Here is a 15,382-nt window from a genome sequence, read left to right as displayed (position 1 = left end):
GTAGGCTACGTCATACAAAGCGTTGGCCAGTCACCAGCTGGCTGGTGGCCATAATGCTCCACAGGATAAACCGTATCAGAACTACGCAAAGAAAAAGCCCCAACAATTTACCGATGGGGCCTTTTGCAGACATTTTACAGCCTTACCAATGATAGAGCGCTAAGGCTTCTGCTTAGTGAACAGACTTGCCCACAGATAATGGATAAAGTTGAGCAGAATGTATGTTACTCGTTGCTCGAATTTCATCGGGGCTTTGTACTTTGTCGTTATGTTATGAATATGAGTAAGGTCCGTATAGAGCCCTGGCGACTTCCTTGTTGACTTCAACACCGAACAGATGTGCTGAACAGACTCCGGTGTGAACAACCGTAGCCCTCGTCGTTGTTTGACTTTATGGATAAAATCGTCCATCCCCATACATAACCATTCCGGCTTGATGCCATCAAACTTACAACGTCCGTTTATGATGACGACATTGATACATTCCAGTTCTCTAGCCTTAAGAGCAGACTGAATAGCCCTGATGTGCCCCTGGTTTTGCTTAAACGGGTTCTGCAACTTGAGGGTTCGGGACTGAGTCCATTTCCGCCAGTGGCTTTCCTCCAGAGTACCGTAGAGCTTGCCTACGTAGTTTTTCTGCTCTATGACGTATATACCATGTGGGGCTACGAGAATGTGATCAACCTGCGTAGTGCTATGAGCCGACAACTGAAAGGTGAGATCACTAAGTAGCCCCTGAGCTTCTTCAGGAAGCCCAGATTCAATTGCCTTTGCAGTCCGCCGTTCCGCTATGGCAGAGGTCATAAATCCCAACAGACACAGCAACACGACGAAAATAAGGATAATGAAAGCTACCCCCGTAATGCTCCACAGCAGATTGAAAGCATCCATGTTACCTCACAGAGGGGTAGCTGGTGGCATTAACAGATTCTACTAAGCGGGTAGTGGTACCGGTAAGGCTCTCAATATTTGAAGACAGGCTCATCAGCATGCCGAGTGCAGAACGGAGATTACGATGAGGCTCATTGTAGTTTTTGAACGTGTCAGTGGAGTACATTTTTGAAAGACGTGTACGGATCTCTACTGACGTAAGATCTCCATCCACCAGGCCGTACTTAACTGCCTGAGGTGTTGGCCATACACGGCCTGAATAGAGAGAAACAGCATCGGCATCATGACGCGAGAGAAGCTTTTTACCCCGTCCAAGTTCAACATCAGTTATAAATTTTTCATGCATCGTGTTCAGGATCTCCTTCTGCATGAACTCCCTCGTTGAATCGGACAATGGGTGGAAGGGGTCAAGAGCATCTTTGAACTCACCGGCCGTAAGGGGCTCATTCTTGACGCCTACTGTGCTCATGATCTCTGACAGATTCCAGTGGTCCATACGCACACCGATAGAACCGATCAGGGCATTACTGTCGGCATAAATTGCATCAGCGGGCGATACCGCGTAATAGCATGCGGATGCGCATATGCCTTTCACACTAACGATGATTGGTTTATATGAGTCTGCGATATCAGAGAAAAAACGACCGGTACCGCTGGAGAGTACTTCGAGGGAGTTTTGCTTCGACCGTGCTTCATCGCCACGTTCTGTGCTCCCGGTTTTGTTACTCTTGTCAGCGGCTACAGATGAAAGAGAGCCACCGGCATCTGATACGCGTTCAATCTGTGGCTGGTGGTTTTTAAGCGCGTTTATCTGGCGGTAAATAATGATGGCGTCAGAGGGACCACCACCACCTGACTCTGCCTCGATAATAACTGCTTTGGCATGGGGATTATTGTAAGCTTTGGCAAGAGCTGTTGCGATCACTGTTCCATCGCCCGTTTCCGAGCCGGTACCCATCTCGCCAGAAATCCGTATTACAGCTATATGGTCTTTCTTCCCTTCAGCGTCCTGCCATTGTTCGTAAAGATTGTAGAAAGAAAACCCTACAGCGGTCATGGCAATTAGCGACATAGCAACTTTTGCCGTGGTATGAATGCGAAACATCTTATAAAAACGGTCAGCGTTATCATTGAGCGATTCTTTGATATTTGTAGGGGACTTCCTTTTTTTACTGCTTAACATCTGACCACCTTTACATGAGTTTTTGAAAGTTAGACCACAAGCGATTCAATGCAATTCCCAGTATCAATAAAGCGACTGGTGGGAAAAGTTGAGCGATATTGTTAAATAGTGACATATTTGGCATGACCAGGTAGACCATCGTTAAAGCACTGATCACCCAAAATGCTCGAAACCAAATACGATAAAACTGAACTGTAACCTTACCAAATACGTACCTCTTCAATTTCCACTGGTACATTCCATCTGCTAGCATGGCAAATAGATAGGGCAGAAAAACGATTAGCCACCCCAGGATTAAGTTCCACCGGAAAATGGACTGATAAAGTAAGAGGGGTATGTTTTTGGCCATAGTGTAATTAATAGAGGTAAATTTTTCAGCAACAATGTTAATACCTCTGGCTGGTTTTTTGGTGTCAGGGATCAGAATAGTATTCAGATAGTCAATTAACTTATAGTCATGTACCAACCAATTTAAAGTCGCTTCACTATTTGCAATGACAGACTTCCAACGGTCATTTGATATGATGGACCGGCTTGCATTAACCTCCTGAGTAATCTGATATTTGAGCTCCTCAGTATTCTGGAAAGCCAAGCTGTAACCAAAATAAATGACCATGCCAAAAAAAAGCATTGTTCTGAGCACTGCTGCCCTGCTTGTATTATCCGCAGCCATTGCTTTCCCTCCATTCACGAAAAAGAGCTAGCCTCTGATCGTGATTGCAATAGTTGTTACGCCACATCGTCGGGATACCCAGGAGCCAGTGGTACTGTTTAGGTATGATTTGGTCGATGAGGCTTAACTCCGCCAGTTCTTTATGCTCTGCGCTTTTCCACTCGATCTGTCCCACATCAGGAACAAATACAGCGGTCCTTGCTTTTGCGGCCTGGCGGGAAAATTCTATAAAGTTGATGCCCCACGGCGTCCAGTATCTGTACTGCTCGTTTAGGCCGATGTTAAACACCGGCAGAGAAAGAGTTGAGTCGGCAAAAGCCGAAATCACATTTTTGCAGACTCTTGGACTATCTATTTTTTCCTGTTCGGTTTTGAGATGAGTCAGCAGTGCACGGTCAATAATGCTGTTAAAGGTGTTTGTATAAAGGCCATTAGGGTCAGGAAGCTGATCTATGGCAGTAATGATTTTAAATTTTAACCGAGAAAGAAAGGGAGAGTCCTCAATAGTAACTATATGACTATGTGTTGTTTCTGGATGAATCTGGGGTTTGATGCGCTGTACTTGTTTAAAAGAGACACTACCTGGCAAATTAATGAATGCGCCCACCGTGCGTGTTAAATCGACGAAATAAGGCAAAAGATAACAACCAAGCATACGGGCATTCTTTTTTACAAGATCACACCGTACGTCATTGTTATCGAAAGAAATACGGAAACTAACGAATTTACGTTCAGGACCTTCGCTGGTGGTCAGTGATTGAATCCATTCATGGCATGATCCTTGTGGTACCGACCAGTAGCTGGTTTCACGGTCCCCAAAGGGATCAGTCGTGATCAACTCTCCCTTTAAAAGGAAAAGCTCAGACAGGGTATTTGCCATGGAGAATAGGGAATCGATATCGTTGCTCTGACAAAATTTTCCCAAATGATGAAACGCGTTTTTTTCTATCATAGTTAGCCGATCTCGAACTTCCTGAGAATCTGCGTACTTTAAACCCAAAGACTGAAAGCGCCTTTTTACGAGCGAGCGACATTTGCTGACTTTTAGTGCAGAGCTTAAAATTTGCTGGCGCGTCAGGACAATTTTTTCATCCATCAATGCAACTTCCTTAGAAATTTATTAAGATTTTTGATATCGAGATTTTGACGCAAAGTAACTTTTCCGGCCTTCTTGAAAAGCATTTCCGACAGAGTTGTGTTTGGCTTCATTTGTTTCTCAGCAACAGCAATAGGGATTTGGCCTACAACCTTCCTGCCATCTTGAAGCCTGGCAACTATGTGAAACATAGGGACCTGACCCAAGAGATCCTTTGGAATACTCTCTTCTAAAGTTGTCTGCTTTCTTTCTGAGATTGAACCTGAGAAGTTATTATGCGGCAAAGATGTTTCTGAACCGGTCGTATAAGTGACCATATTTGTGCTTATCGCACTCTTACCAAAGTTCTCTACAACAAGCGTCTGAGTAGGAGTATCGTTGACTCGCAAGCTTATATAATTGTTGCAGAGCCCCGTAATTCGATTGGCAGTTTCAACACTTGCCGCAGCAATAAAGTCGGAGATGGTTTGGGTGCAAATAAACAGTGCAATTTTCGCTGCACGACCCTGCGCCAGAAGGTTAATCATAGGGTTGTTAATGGCTGAGTGTGCCTCATCAACAAAAATACTTATCCTGGAATTAGCTGACATATCACCATCTTGAGCGTTGTAGCGACTACCGGCACAGGAGGTCAGATCTGACATTATTAATTGAGAAATAGCAGCTGCTGTATCGGGGTTTGAAAGGCCATCAAGCGAAATGTATAGCACCCCGCCAGTGCTGAACATCCCTTCGCTTGTTACAATTTCTCTTGATGATACTGAGTTCGGGTTAGGAGATAAAAGCTCATTTAAAGGTTTTTCAATGAGCATATCGAAAACAGGCATAATACCTGCGGTCATTTTAGCCATATGCTCTGGGTCGGACATTGAGTAATCAATAAGCTGGGAAACAGTATCTAACCAGTCTATTTGTTCGGACCCCTCGTAATTCATGAAATGAGCCGTAAACCATTCAGCGAGACGCTTGAAACGTACCGGCAAGGTATCGTTAGCGACGTACTTAACTTTTTCGGTCCAGACATCGTAACCATAATATCTCGCGTAACATGACTCCATTACCTTGACTGTAAGATTCACAATAGACATGTGGCTTTTCATGTTCTTGTGAATCAGATAAATAGAAGGCTTTTTCTCTATGTAAGAAAGCCCGGAAATCACATTGGAAACGAGAGCCTTGGCATACTGAACGAATGGGTTAACCTCACCGGGAACTGTCACCAAGCTCAAAAGACGAGATGTTAGGTCAGAAACATTAGTATAGGTGTTGCAGACATCAATACAGACCGAAGATGCTGGCTGGCCAGGATGAAATTTATAGAAAGGAAGACCGAGGGTCTTAGCCTCTTCCATTAGAGATTCTCGCCACTCTGCATCGTTCTTTGGATCTATGACAACAACAACATGACCAAGATGAAGCATGCTAATGCTTAGTAAACGCTGTAGCACCGTTTTCCCGGTACCCACGTTTCCGGTTATCAGAGTATGACCAAACCAATTGTCTTCAGTTACAAATATGGGTTCCCTACGTTCCACAGCAAAAATTGCATTGCTGCCGCCCATCTTACGAGCCATTGCGTCAAAATGTCTCTTAATTGGGTTGAAGACGAATGGCAACTCGATCTCACGTTTATCACTGGAGAGGTTAGCTATTTGATATGCCCGATCCGCATGTTCCGGACCCCACTCAAACCCATCACAAAAATAGGACTTTCGCTCGGGTATATCCTTATTTTTATTTTGATAATCCTGAACCAGTTGACGATACTTTCGCTCATTGGAGAAAAAGTTACTTTTGTTAATTACACGCAGTGAATCAAGACTAACGAACATGAAATGTCGCTTGAATACACGCCAATGAGCCATCAAAAATGGCGCTGCTGTTTTGCAACGATAAAGGCACAGCAAAAAAAGCAATATTGAGGTGAACAGAACTATTGGGGCGATGTCCAGTCCGTCTGAAGAAAGTCCCATATAAAGCATAGAAACCGAACAAATCAAAAGTATTGAGGCACTACGATACTCAAGAATAGGCCGATAAAAATTCTCTTGTGCATGGAGGTTAGTCCTCTTCGAATCTGACATTATAGGTTCCCAGCCTCTTTCAGGTTATTGATAATTCGTTCAATGTCCACTTTCGCCCGGTCTGATGCGGCCAGCAAAGTAGGCATGTTAAATGCATGGCATTTTGTATTGATCACAGCACCAGAATTAACGAGGTACTGAGGAAGCTTATTGAAAAGATCTTGAGCCTCTAACTGCGACCCAAATTTTTCCACGCAAGATTGGGTCAGATAGAGAGTATTAGGAGTACTTACCATAAATCTGTTTTTGCGCTTTCTTTTAAACGCCACCTCCATTTTGGACAGAATTTGATGCAGTACTAACGCAATTTCTACAAATTCAAGCTCTGTAACGTCACCTTCGCTTATAAGCGAGAATTCACCATTTTGGTCTGATTCAGTAGATGCAAAGACTTTACTGTTCAGATTGTGACCAGAAACAGGTGATGCTGGTTTTTGTACTTCTGCTTTGTCCGATGATTTATTCCGGTTGCGCTTGGGATTTTGTTTTTCTACCGGTGCTGTTGGGGCGAACAGTCTGGCCAGTGCTGGCGAAAGATGATGCCCCTTAGCGTCTGTGGGCGCATGCTCTCCATTTGATTCTTCAAGTACAGGAGGTAAGGCGGGCTCTTCACTTGCCATCACACTGGTTGCGGCTGCTTCGGTCTGGGAATACACAACTTCAGCTGGTGGTGGGCAGTTACCCTCAGTATCTGGTTCTGAGTTTTCTTGTCCTACAGAAACATCCATAGAGCGTTCATTCGTACCCTGGGGATCAGCGTTCTGTTCTCGGTTAAGTTCTGGTAATTCTGACGGCTCGGAGAGAAGCTTTTCATTATGGACCGAAGAGCTTGTTGCACAACTACCGACTTCTGGCCGAGAAACACTAAGCTGTGAGAAATCGGTATAATCAATGATCTCATGCTCTTCATCTTCTTTCTCAAAAAGATGTTGATAATGTTCATATTCCACAGCCTCAGTTTTCAGCGGACCAGTCGCGGATGCACTATCGGTTCCATGATATTCCACGTCGCCAGAATGTTCTTCGACTGCATTTACACGTGGGGGAGGCAGCTCAAGCGTTTGCTTTGGACGTGGGGCAGAGTTTTCAACAGAAGACTCATCATTAATCACTAATGCCTGATACATAGAAGTATTGAAAAGTGACTTTAAAGTTGTTGGCCTTCTTGGCTCATGATAGGTGAGCTGGAACCCGGCGCAGTTATCGCCGAGCTGGACTAAACGCAGATCGTCAATGTCCCTTACTATCCACATTCCATCGAGAGAGCCTTCTCTGAATGTCAGTTGGAAATAGGGCTCTTCACTGAATGCTTTTTCATCTAATCCCGGCAGCAATGCCATAGTGGTATCTATGTTGAGGTAGGGGACAGCATCAACACACACTATATAGTCATTGGAAAGTGGAGCGCTTAAAAGGAGTTCATGAAGTTGGTTGACCAGGACATGGGATTCCGTGTCCTTTGCCGATTCATCTTCACTTTCTTCTATATCAGGAATGACAGGATCAGCTGCTTCCTCACCCTCAGATTTAACTATCTGCGTGTCATTATCAATTTCATTATCACTTTCGGCTTTCTTCTCAAAATCGTCGGATGAGCCTTCATTTTTCTTAGAATGTATATCAACATCAATAGAGGCAGAGGAGCGGCCTAAATCATTAACCTTAAGAACAGCCGTCTCAACAGTATCAGTAATTTTAGTTATAACGTCCCGACCGGGCACTGGTCTTCTGTATTCAGTAACTGTTTTTTGCTCGTCAATGTAAATAAAGTCTTTATTGGCATTAACGCTAAAAAGACCCGGCACTGAGTCAGGGATTTTATAGGAATCAAAGATTAAACCAATCCACCTTAGCTTAAGAAGGTTATAGAATTCTAGTTTCCCTATCCCATTTCTAAAGATGTTTGATATTTCGTTTTCCGAATAGATACCCGGAATGAAGTAGTGAACGACACGCTCATCATCATAGGGCTCGACGTAACCACGTTGAACTAGGGATTCTACCAATACGGTCTTACCAGCCTCTCCCTGAGGGAAGTTATATTTATGTAATTCGAAATCATTGAGAACAAAATCAAGGAATGCGTTCTCGTTAAGGTATACCTCACCATTTACGATAATGATGTGCATAGGCTTAGCATTGTAATTGTTGATATTGATACTGGTAAAGTTGTGCTTGATGGTACTAATGGCCCTTGCTGCTGCATCATTAGAACGCAGACCCATGATAGGGTCACGTAAAACATTAAGGTCTGTACCAGTAGAATAGAAATCAGCGGTCCTCACGCATTTAGACAAAAAGTCATTCCCATCAGTATAAACGTTTAGGGCGGTGATCATTTTTGAATAAACACGTTCTTTATTTACCCGATCCAAAAATGCAAGACATACCGGGTTTAGGATTCGCTCAAGGAAAACGCTGGACCAGATATTATGTTGATTATGAATACGCTTTCGCCAGTGGATTTCGTATTCAACCACGTCATTTTCACGTGCCCAGTCAAGAAGACTTTGTGAGCTTGGCGTCCAAATGATCGGACTAGCTAAATTCAGGCTTACAATGTCGAGATCGTAAACCTTTCCGGCATCATGGACTAAACCACAGATAAACGCAGCATAGAGATATACTTTTCTACGGACTACTTCTTCATCTTGATATCCGATTGGTCTCAGTTCTGAGTGATGCGCATTTTTTAAAGAGAGTATGGCCACTTCCAGGCTGTGAGAAAGTAACCCACCAATACCATTATGATGATGATTTTCGGAAGCTGGCAAAAGATGTATCCAGCGAACATATTCAACCAAGGGCTTTAAAACTAAATTAGTAAATGTATATGCATCGTCCCTGATGTCGCTATCGCTGATAGCTAACATCATTGAAATTGAGTGCAGCTTTTCCCGATACAGAGACAGGATTGACTGTTCATTAAATGTCTGTATGCCCGTCGGACGAGTTGGATACTCGATGAATTTCAGGACTTCTGGATTTGGATGATCAGGAACAGTGTACTTCTGATCTCCTAGAATCTGCGCAAAAGGAGAGAGGCTTGATATATCCTCAATCATTACAGAGGTTGCATCATTCTCCTGAGATGAGAATATCCCCAAAATCCGTTTAATACATAAATACAGCGCCCTGAAATTCATCATCATACCTTATCGACGTTTGCCTGACAGTTCGGCTGCAATGTATGCCTGCACACTTTTATATTGCATTACTTTGGTGATGAACTCTGCTGGACTGTATGGCCCATCCTTACGGCGAGAAACATTCAGAGTCTTTTTCACATTCTCAACATATAAATTAATACTCTTTATAATGTTGTGAGACATAACCGGATAGTCGCTTACAGCCAGTAAACCCAATGAGTTGTACTCATACATTGTGTTCATGAGCTGGTTCATCTCGAAGATGTACTTGTAAAACCTCATGGTGTTGTGGTTATTGAAGTTGAGTTGTACTGGTTCAAAACTGAAAGGTACAAACTGAGTTGATGACATGAATGAGTCATTCTTGTCGAACTCAATTGACTTAATATAAGCAACAAGATTTTCTTTCATCTTATTGTTTTCTTCATGCAGCTCGTTGAACCAATCCTGAATAGCCTGAACAAGGTCAGGATGTTTAACTGCATCAACCGTTTTAAAGAGAGAGGAAATAGCGATACTCACATCATCAAAACCTCTGATGACTGCTCCATTTCTGGCAGTTAAAAACCGGTTAAAGTCTGGGGTGCCGGGGTTAATAATAACTTTGGCCATACCCTGGTGCTCTGGTCTACGTTGAGTAGAAGTTTGAGCGTTTACGCCTTGCTTTTTATTTGAACCTTTTACCATTACATCTTTTGGTTCAATGTTAATACGCTCATTGTCCGTGATAATTGCGTCGTTCATTGTGCCACCTTAGTTTTTGAGTATTGACGGATTTTTCGTCCAAGTTCGATATATGCTGAATGATAGAGCTCAAGCATTTCTCTGTAAGGCTCCAGCAATGCTTCCGTTTCAGAAATCATTTCGTATTCCCAGCTGGCATGGTTTACAAAACAGTTCTTAGAATATTTTCCACTTTTCATTGGTTGCACCCGTTTTGACATGTGGCTAGGCGCTCTTGTTTTATAAGGGCTGAACTGATGCCAAGTGATCGTTACTTTTCTGGCATTACCAATTAGCTCAACTTTTGGTGCGTAAGAACCCAGGTACTCCCTCTTTGGAACTTTGCTATGTCGGGTAAGGTTAATCTCTTGGTGGTTTCGTTCCTTCCACTTGATCCAGTATTTTGTAATGAGATCTTCAGCCTCAACACGCAAACCTTCAATCTGAGCACGTAAATTTTTACGTGTTAGCTCTATAGAACTTATAAGATTTGAATTACTCATGACGCCTCCTGATGTGAAATTACTATACCGGAGGAAATTTCCGTTTTTTTTCACGAACAGAAGATTTTTGAATGCTCTTTGATGAGGGAATTGAACAGATGTAATGCACTCGCTGTTTCCCCCATTCGGGAGGGGCCTTCAGAAACAGTAACAGCGAGTTTAGCCTCACTTCCATCGCTACCCCCTAAAGTTACTTTTGACAGAATGACCATTGTGGATTATTGCTTTTGATAATGTGCATTGCTCTATTAAAGTTATACATATATCTAGTGCCACTTTTCCAAAAAAAATGACCCTATGGAACTTTGTCCATAGTGACACTTTTATAAAAAGTGACCCTATGACGACATTACATAGGGTCACTTTTCTTTGTTTAGTGATCCTATGTAAGCATGAGGTTGATGAAAAGTAAAAATGTCAGTTTATGACGGTCAGTGAAAGACGTCGTTATTCTAATCCAACGTTGGTAGGGGCTGGATTTAGGTTTTTTTTTAATCGCTTCACATTTCGTTAGCATGCGCAGGAATTTTTGATAAAATTCTGGTTAGTTTGGTTAAAAAGTGTTACAAGTAAGCGGTGTGGTTGAAGGGATAGATTTAAGGCTTATTCAAGCCTTAAGAAAATACTAAAAGTTACTTTTCACCCTACCGAACACCTAACAAAAAATCCATGTTGAAGATTTGAACAATTGTAATGGCGCAAGGACAATCAGCACATGTCAGAATCTGATAATTTAACTCGTAGCTTACTCGGTAAACTTTTCCGCACTGAGATTTCGCTTATTCGTAGTTACCGTGCATTTTTAATGTTATTGCCTGTGCATGGATCTTCTGCATATCAAACTGGGACTCCTCTTCTCCAGCGTCGCCTATTTGGGAAAGGATTTAGTACAGCCGCTGATTTAGCTTTTGAAGTGGAAACACGTCCAGGTAGTTTTTTGGTTCCGCGTACACTCGGAAAGGAAATTACATGGGAGAGGTTTTTTTCTGCGGTCTTGGACGGTGATTCCAATGTAATTCGTGAATATGATACAAATGATATTGACTATGGTATTTACGATGCCGGTGAAAAAGTGACTTTTCTGAATGGTACAGTGGATATCTATAATCCCAAGAAGATTCATGAGTTGCGTTCTAAATGTGTTGATATACAGAATGACTACTTTATGCAGGTGTTCTTTATCTCAATGCTCGCACCAGAGTTTGTAAGTATTTTCTTTGGTTTAAAACCAACTACAGCTGATGCTATTAAAGACATTGGTTATTCATCGTTAAAAACAATTAACGATGTCGTTCTTTTCCCACGTACAATTGCTTTCTCACAAGGGCATATTGAAGAGAGTGTTTCACTTAAAACGAAAGTTTTTGCCTGGGCTTATGAATTGTCTGCTGACATCCGGTTAGGAAAAGTTAGTGATGATTTGATGGAACTATTACGTTATGACACTATGTTCACCAGTCACCGTCAGGATGTGTTCAACACTTTAACAAATAAAGTTATGTTAAAGGATTATTGATATGGCAAAGGTCGATCAAACAAAAGCTAATGCTCTATTGCGAGCAGCAAGAACTATGTCGCTTGGGGCAAATAAAAATACAATACGAATTTTGTACGGTAATCATGTTGCTGAAAATATCGATTTTGAGCCTGGTGCAAAAACAAAACTCAAAAAAGGTATCCGGGGCTGGAGCAAACGCACAGATAACCGCCGAGCCTTTTCTGCTGTTATTGATGTCGCAGTTAACTATTTTGGTTTTGATCCAATAAATCCGGAAGCGAGTTTTCGGCAAATTGACTTCAACCGAATAATGAGTGTCCTTCATAATCTGGGATACTTTGTATGCGCACCGGAAGTTAATAAAATAATAGAAATCCTTACTTCTATGAAAGAAATTGAAGAACTAGGTGCCTGCGAAAAATGTAAACGCCCATACATTGTGCCAGTGACAAATGATGCTCATTGTCCACGTTGCAGATTATCTTCAACTGCTTCAGCCATAGAGAGGTATTCTCAAGAAGAATTAGATTAAATTTAAAAAAGATATCGCGAAACTTGCCTTGTCTGAATCTAAATATTGACTTAAGTCAAATTCTGTTGTTTGCTTTACAATCAAATATTAGTTACAACTTAAATATCAACTCTTGACAAGTAAAGATATAATTTGATTTTTCTTTATTCAGTTTTTCTTCGTTCCAAAAATGTGCACCTTTTTTTCTGTTGAAAACGTAAAACTACTTAGGTTCTCAAAACCTTCTATGCATGACGACTTCTTAATCGCTTTCAATTAATATATTTTATATTCTTGTCTAAGTTCGCTTCTTTGATCCTTAGCTATTCCTTTTTTGAAATATAGAAACAGCATTACTTGTGATGATTTTTTTCAGCTCTAAATACACCTGTTTTCAAAGCAATATTTGCTTTTAGATATTCGATAAAACCATGTTTTTGTTACACCGGATTTTTGACAACGTGCAAGATGGATGATCTTTCCATCACCGAGACTATCTTCTTAGTCAGCACTCCTTTTCCGTCCTTTTCAACATAAAAACGACCATGCTATACGAGCTCTAACCTTTTTTTTGTATGCCATCATAACCGCATCAGAAAAGGAGAACGGTCTATGACTCGTATTGCATTAGCGCCTTCAAAGATGGTTTTGCTTATGTCTTTGGTAATTACTGGTGCCCACGCCAGCCCTGAGCAACCCCTAATAAAAGATACGCCCTTTGTATCTGGCCAGGCTTATAAGAAGGGTTTCTTCTGGTATGACGATCCTGCTAAAAAAAGCGAAGCTGAAGAAGAAGAGGTTTTGCCACCAACCGGTGCTGCTAGCTCGCCTTCAAAAGAGGAAATGGTAGATTTAAATTCAAAATGGCTAAAAGAGAATATGCCTCGACTGTTAACGCAGGCAATGGATAACCCTACCGCAGAAAATCTATCACGTTATTACACGGCGCAAAGGTTAATGCTGGATATCAGTACGCGTTTTTCTGACAAATCAAAAGATTATTTTCTTAAAAACCCGATGATGTCTGAAAAACGCAGGCAACCAGTGGAAAAGGTGGCACTGGATGCTCACCGCACTGTTGTTGAAAAAAATCAGCAAACGGTAATGAAAGATATCTTTACTAAGTCAGGTTTATTTTTCTTTTTCCAGAGTACTTGCCAGTTTTGCCACGAAGAAAGCCAAATACTTCAATTTATGCAGAACTATTATTCGGTAGATATTCTTCCAATCAGTATGGATGGAAGGCCATTGCATAATGGCCTTTTTCAGGATTTTAACATCCCCAACGCACAAATTATTGATCAATTTAAAATTCGAGAGGTACCTACAATTTTCCTGGTTTCAAAGGATGGGACATCAGCTCAGCGCATTAGTGAAGGCATGATCTCCGCTGATGAATTAAAGAACACTATTATACTTGCCGCGAAGGGCATGAATCTGATCGATGACGCTTCGTTCCAGTCAACTCTAGATATTAAAAGGCAATATACCATCGGCGATGATGGCGTTATTACCGTTAATAAATCCGAAATGGAATCAGACCCATTCCTACTTCAAAAAATAATGGACCAAAAACTCGAAGGCTATGACATGCCTACGGCCGATCCGGTCAATTATCTCAATGCTGGCGGCAGTTTTGGAGGCACTTATGCGCAGTAATGCCGTTTTCAACTTCAAAAAGTTACTTTTGTCTCTTTCTGTTTGTGCTGCAATTTTAGCCCCGACTGCAAATGCAGACAACGCAATGCGTAACATTTTCAATGGCATGATGACGTCTACCAGCCCGGCCACCTTTTCCACAGCAACCCGTACAGGCATAGTTGGCGGGTCAATGTCTTACCGAACAACAAACGTTAATACCAACCTTGTTTCCATGTCGTTTCCAAAAGCTTCTGTCGGTTGTAACGGTATTGACGTTTTTCTTGGGTCCTTCAGCATGATCAACGGGGACCAGCTTGTGCAGGTGGCCCGTGGTATTGCCCAGGGTGCGGCTATCTATGCTTTTAACGTTGCTGTTTCAGCTATTTGTGCTGACTGTGCTGCAACGATTAATGACATCCAAAACAAACTGCAAGCGCTAAATAAATTTGCGAAAGATTCATGCAATGCAACTTACTCTTTCCTTTCTGAAAACGTGGGTACGCCAAGCCAGTTCGCTAACTCAGTTAGCTCTGGACCAGCCTCAATTCTGGGATCGATTAATGGTCTTATTCCTGATTTTGGCTCATCGATGACAAAGTCACCTGAAGCTGTCACTTCTCAGGTTAAAGCAAAGGATCCCGAAGAGTTCGCTGAAAAATTCAGTGGTAACCTCTTCTATATGTCGTTCATGGATATTGATAAGGGAACGATGAACATCGGAGGGGTAACGGAGTTATCCGGTTATAAACTGGCAGAACAACTTATGTCTCTCGTAGGTACTGTCATTATCAACTGGGATAGCAAAGGCGAAAAAGCGGGAATGGAAGTCCGCCCGTCTACCATGACTGTCACGGATTACATCATGGGGCCACCAGCTGGCGGATCAATTAAAATGCTCAAGTGTTCTCCGGCACCAGATCCATCATCCCCACGAAAGGCTCAGTGCCTTGTCATGTCAGAAGTTAATGACGGTGGTTTTAAGGGATTGAAGGATACCATTTCTGATCTTCTTTTAAACGTACAGAAAAAAATCATCAACGACGTTCGTGTTTCAGATGATGAATTACGCATTATCTCCTATATCGGCATCCCGACCATTATCGACTCTTTGCAAACATTCGAAGCACCGGAAGGGTACGCATACATTCAGGACATCAGCACTATTGCTGCGACGAGCCTCGTAATCAACATGTTGCGCCAGGTTGAGGCCAAAATTTCAACCATGAGCATACCGAGTGAGTCGCTGTCGGGTAAAAGGGATGATCTCAACCGATTAACAGACAATCTCTCAAAACAGGTTAAAGCCGCCTATGAGCTATCGCACAGCCAGGTCGGTACCAGCTCGGACGTCATTTCAACCTGGGATAACCGTCGCCTGCAACGGAAGGCTTTCACTGAAAGTATTCGTGGCACACGTAACTGAGGTCTGA

12 protein-coding genes are annotated in these 15,382 nt (G+C 42.2%); 4 read left to right on the top strand and 8 right to left on the bottom strand.

The genetic code is table 11. The features are described 5' to 3' along the window. Nucleotides 1-159: 159 nt before the first annotated feature. From DD606_RS05680 to mobI, 8 genes are read right to left on the bottom strand one after another with little or no spacing between them, the layout of a single operon-like run. Nucleotides 160-891, bottom strand: coding sequence for a nuclease-related domain-containing protein (locus tag DD606_RS05680; RefSeq protein WP_000338612.1), 732 nt, complete (start codon nucleotides 889-891; stop codon nucleotides 160-162). A 1-nt stretch (nucleotide 892) separates the two neighbouring features. Next, nucleotides 893-2,074 carry a S49 family peptidase gene (locus DD606_RS05675; RefSeq protein ID WP_000952985.1) on the bottom strand — a complete coding sequence of 394 codons (1,182 nt, stop codon included), beginning with the start codon at nucleotides 2,072-2,074 and terminating at the stop codon, nucleotides 893-895. A 10-nt stretch (nucleotides 2,075-2,084) separates the two neighbouring features. After that, nucleotides 2,085-2,747: a DUF4400 domain-containing protein gene (locus DD606_RS05670; protein ID WP_000718549.1), complete on the bottom strand. Its 663-nt coding sequence runs from the start codon at nucleotides 2,745-2,747 to the stop codon at nucleotides 2,085-2,087. Beyond that, nucleotides 2,734-3,843 carry a hypothetical protein gene (locus DD606_RS05665; protein ID WP_000343600.1) on the bottom strand — a complete coding sequence of 370 codons (1,110 nt, stop codon included), beginning with the start codon at nucleotides 3,841-3,843 and terminating at the stop codon, nucleotides 2,734-2,736. Before DD606_RS05665 ends, DD606_RS05670 begins: the two co-directional genes overlap by 14 nt. After that, nucleotides 3,843-5,927, bottom strand: a complete 2,085-nt coding sequence (gene traD, locus DD606_RS05660; protein ID WP_001284073.1) for a conjugative transfer system coupling protein TraD — start codon at nucleotides 5,925-5,927, stop codon at nucleotides 3,843-3,845. The genes DD606_RS05665 and traD overlap by 1 nt, the downstream gene beginning before the upstream one ends. Next, nucleotides 5,927-9,079, bottom strand: coding sequence for a MobH family relaxase (mobH, locus tag DD606_RS05655; protein ID WP_012477394.1), 3,153 nt, complete (start codon nucleotides 9,077-9,079; stop codon nucleotides 5,927-5,929). Before mobH ends, traD begins: the two co-directional genes overlap by 1 nt. A 3-nt stretch (nucleotides 9,080-9,082) precedes the next feature. After that, nucleotides 9,083-9,820, bottom strand: coding sequence for a hypothetical protein (locus tag DD606_RS05650; protein WP_000995978.1), 738 nt, complete (start codon nucleotides 9,818-9,820; stop codon nucleotides 9,083-9,085). Then, nucleotides 9,817-10,302, bottom strand: a complete 486-nt coding sequence (gene mobI, locus DD606_RS05645) for a conjugative transfer protein MobI(A/C) (RefSeq protein WP_000071885.1) — start codon at nucleotides 10,300-10,302, stop codon at nucleotides 9,817-9,819. The genes DD606_RS05650 and mobI overlap by 4 nt, the downstream gene beginning before the upstream one ends. 715 nt (nucleotides 10,303-11,017) lie before the next feature. Here mobI and DD606_RS05640 point away from each other — a divergent pair. The 4 genes from DD606_RS05640 to trhH all read left to right on the top strand — a co-directional run bounded on the left by DD606_RS05640 (nucleotide 11,018) and on the right by trhH (nucleotide 15,375). After that, nucleotides 11,018-11,818 carry a hypothetical protein gene (locus DD606_RS05640; RefSeq protein ID WP_000004208.1) on the top strand — a complete coding sequence of 267 codons (801 nt, stop codon included), beginning with the start codon at nucleotides 11,018-11,020 and terminating at the stop codon, nucleotides 11,816-11,818. A 1-nt stretch (nucleotide 11,819) separates the two neighbouring features. Further along, nucleotides 11,820-12,332 (top strand): hypothetical protein, encoded by a 513-nt coding sequence (locus DD606_RS05635; RefSeq protein WP_001140952.1) that lies wholly within the window; start codon nucleotides 11,820-11,822, stop codon nucleotides 12,330-12,332. A 591-nt stretch (nucleotides 12,333-12,923) separates the two neighbouring features. Continuing rightward, the gene (locus DD606_RS05630) at nucleotides 12,924-13,970 is read left to right on the top strand and encodes a thioredoxin family protein (protein ID WP_000196727.1); all 1,047 of its coding nucleotides are present in this window, start codon (nucleotides 12,924-12,926) and stop codon (nucleotides 13,968-13,970) included. Beyond that, nucleotides 13,960-15,375: an IncHI-type conjugal transfer protein TrhH gene (gene trhH / locus DD606_RS05625; RefSeq protein WP_001257292.1), complete on the top strand. Its 1,416-nt coding sequence runs from the start codon at nucleotides 13,960-13,962 to the stop codon at nucleotides 15,373-15,375. The genes DD606_RS05630 and trhH overlap by 11 nt, the downstream gene beginning before the upstream one ends. The last annotated feature ends 7 nt before the right edge of the window (nucleotides 15,376-15,382 follow it).

It is taken from the genome of Enterobacter cloacae complex sp. GF14B (assembly GCF_004136805.1).
Taxonomy (GTDB): domain Bacteria; phylum Pseudomonadota; class Gammaproteobacteria; order Enterobacterales; family Enterobacteriaceae; genus Enterobacter; species Enterobacter hormaechei_C.
The sequence above is the reverse complement of the archived record's forward strand: the minus strand, read 5'-3'. Positions and strand labels throughout refer to the sequence as shown.

What these genes read in the sequence shown, in the direction of transcription:
- DD606_RS05680 (WP_000338612.1), bottom strand. Translation starts at nt 891, where the DNA reads ATGGATGCTTTCAATCTGCTGTGGAGCATTACGGGGGTAGCTTTCATT.
- DD606_RS05675 (WP_000952985.1), bottom strand. Translation starts at nt 2,074, where the DNA reads ATGTTAAGCAGTAAAAAAAGGAAGTCCCCTACAAATATCAAAGAATCG.
- DD606_RS05670 (WP_000718549.1), bottom strand. Translation starts at nt 2,747, where the DNA reads ATGGCTGCGGATAATACAAGCAGGGCAGCAGTGCTCAGAACAATGCTT.
- DD606_RS05665 (WP_000343600.1), bottom strand. Translation starts at nt 3,843, where the DNA reads ATGGATGAAAAAATTGTCCTGACGCGCCAGCAAATTTTAAGCTCTGCA.
- traD (WP_001284073.1), bottom strand. Translation starts at nt 5,927, where the DNA reads ATGTCAGATTCGAAGAGGACTAACCTCCATGCACAAGAGAATTTTTAT.
- mobH (WP_012477394.1), bottom strand. Translation starts at nt 9,079, where the DNA reads ATGATGATGAATTTCAGGGCGCTGTATTTATGTATTAAACGGATTTTG.
- DD606_RS05650 (WP_000995978.1), bottom strand. Translation starts at nt 9,820, where the DNA reads ATGAACGACGCAATTATCACGGACAATGAGCGTATTAACATTGAACCA.
- mobI (WP_000071885.1), bottom strand. Translation starts at nt 10,302, where the DNA reads ATGAGTAATTCAAATCTTATAAGTTCTATAGAGCTAACACGTAAAAAT.
- DD606_RS05640 (WP_000004208.1), top strand. Translation starts at nt 11,018, where the DNA reads ATGTCAGAATCTGATAATTTAACTCGTAGCTTACTCGGTAAACTTTTC.
- DD606_RS05635 (WP_001140952.1), top strand. Translation starts at nt 11,820, where the DNA reads ATGGCAAAGGTCGATCAAACAAAAGCTAATGCTCTATTGCGAGCAGCA.
- DD606_RS05630 (WP_000196727.1), top strand. Translation starts at nt 12,924, where the DNA reads ATGACTCGTATTGCATTAGCGCCTTCAAAGATGGTTTTGCTTATGTCT.
- trhH (WP_001257292.1), top strand. Translation starts at nt 13,960, where the DNA reads ATGCGCAGTAATGCCGTTTTCAACTTCAAAAAGTTACTTTTGTCTCTT.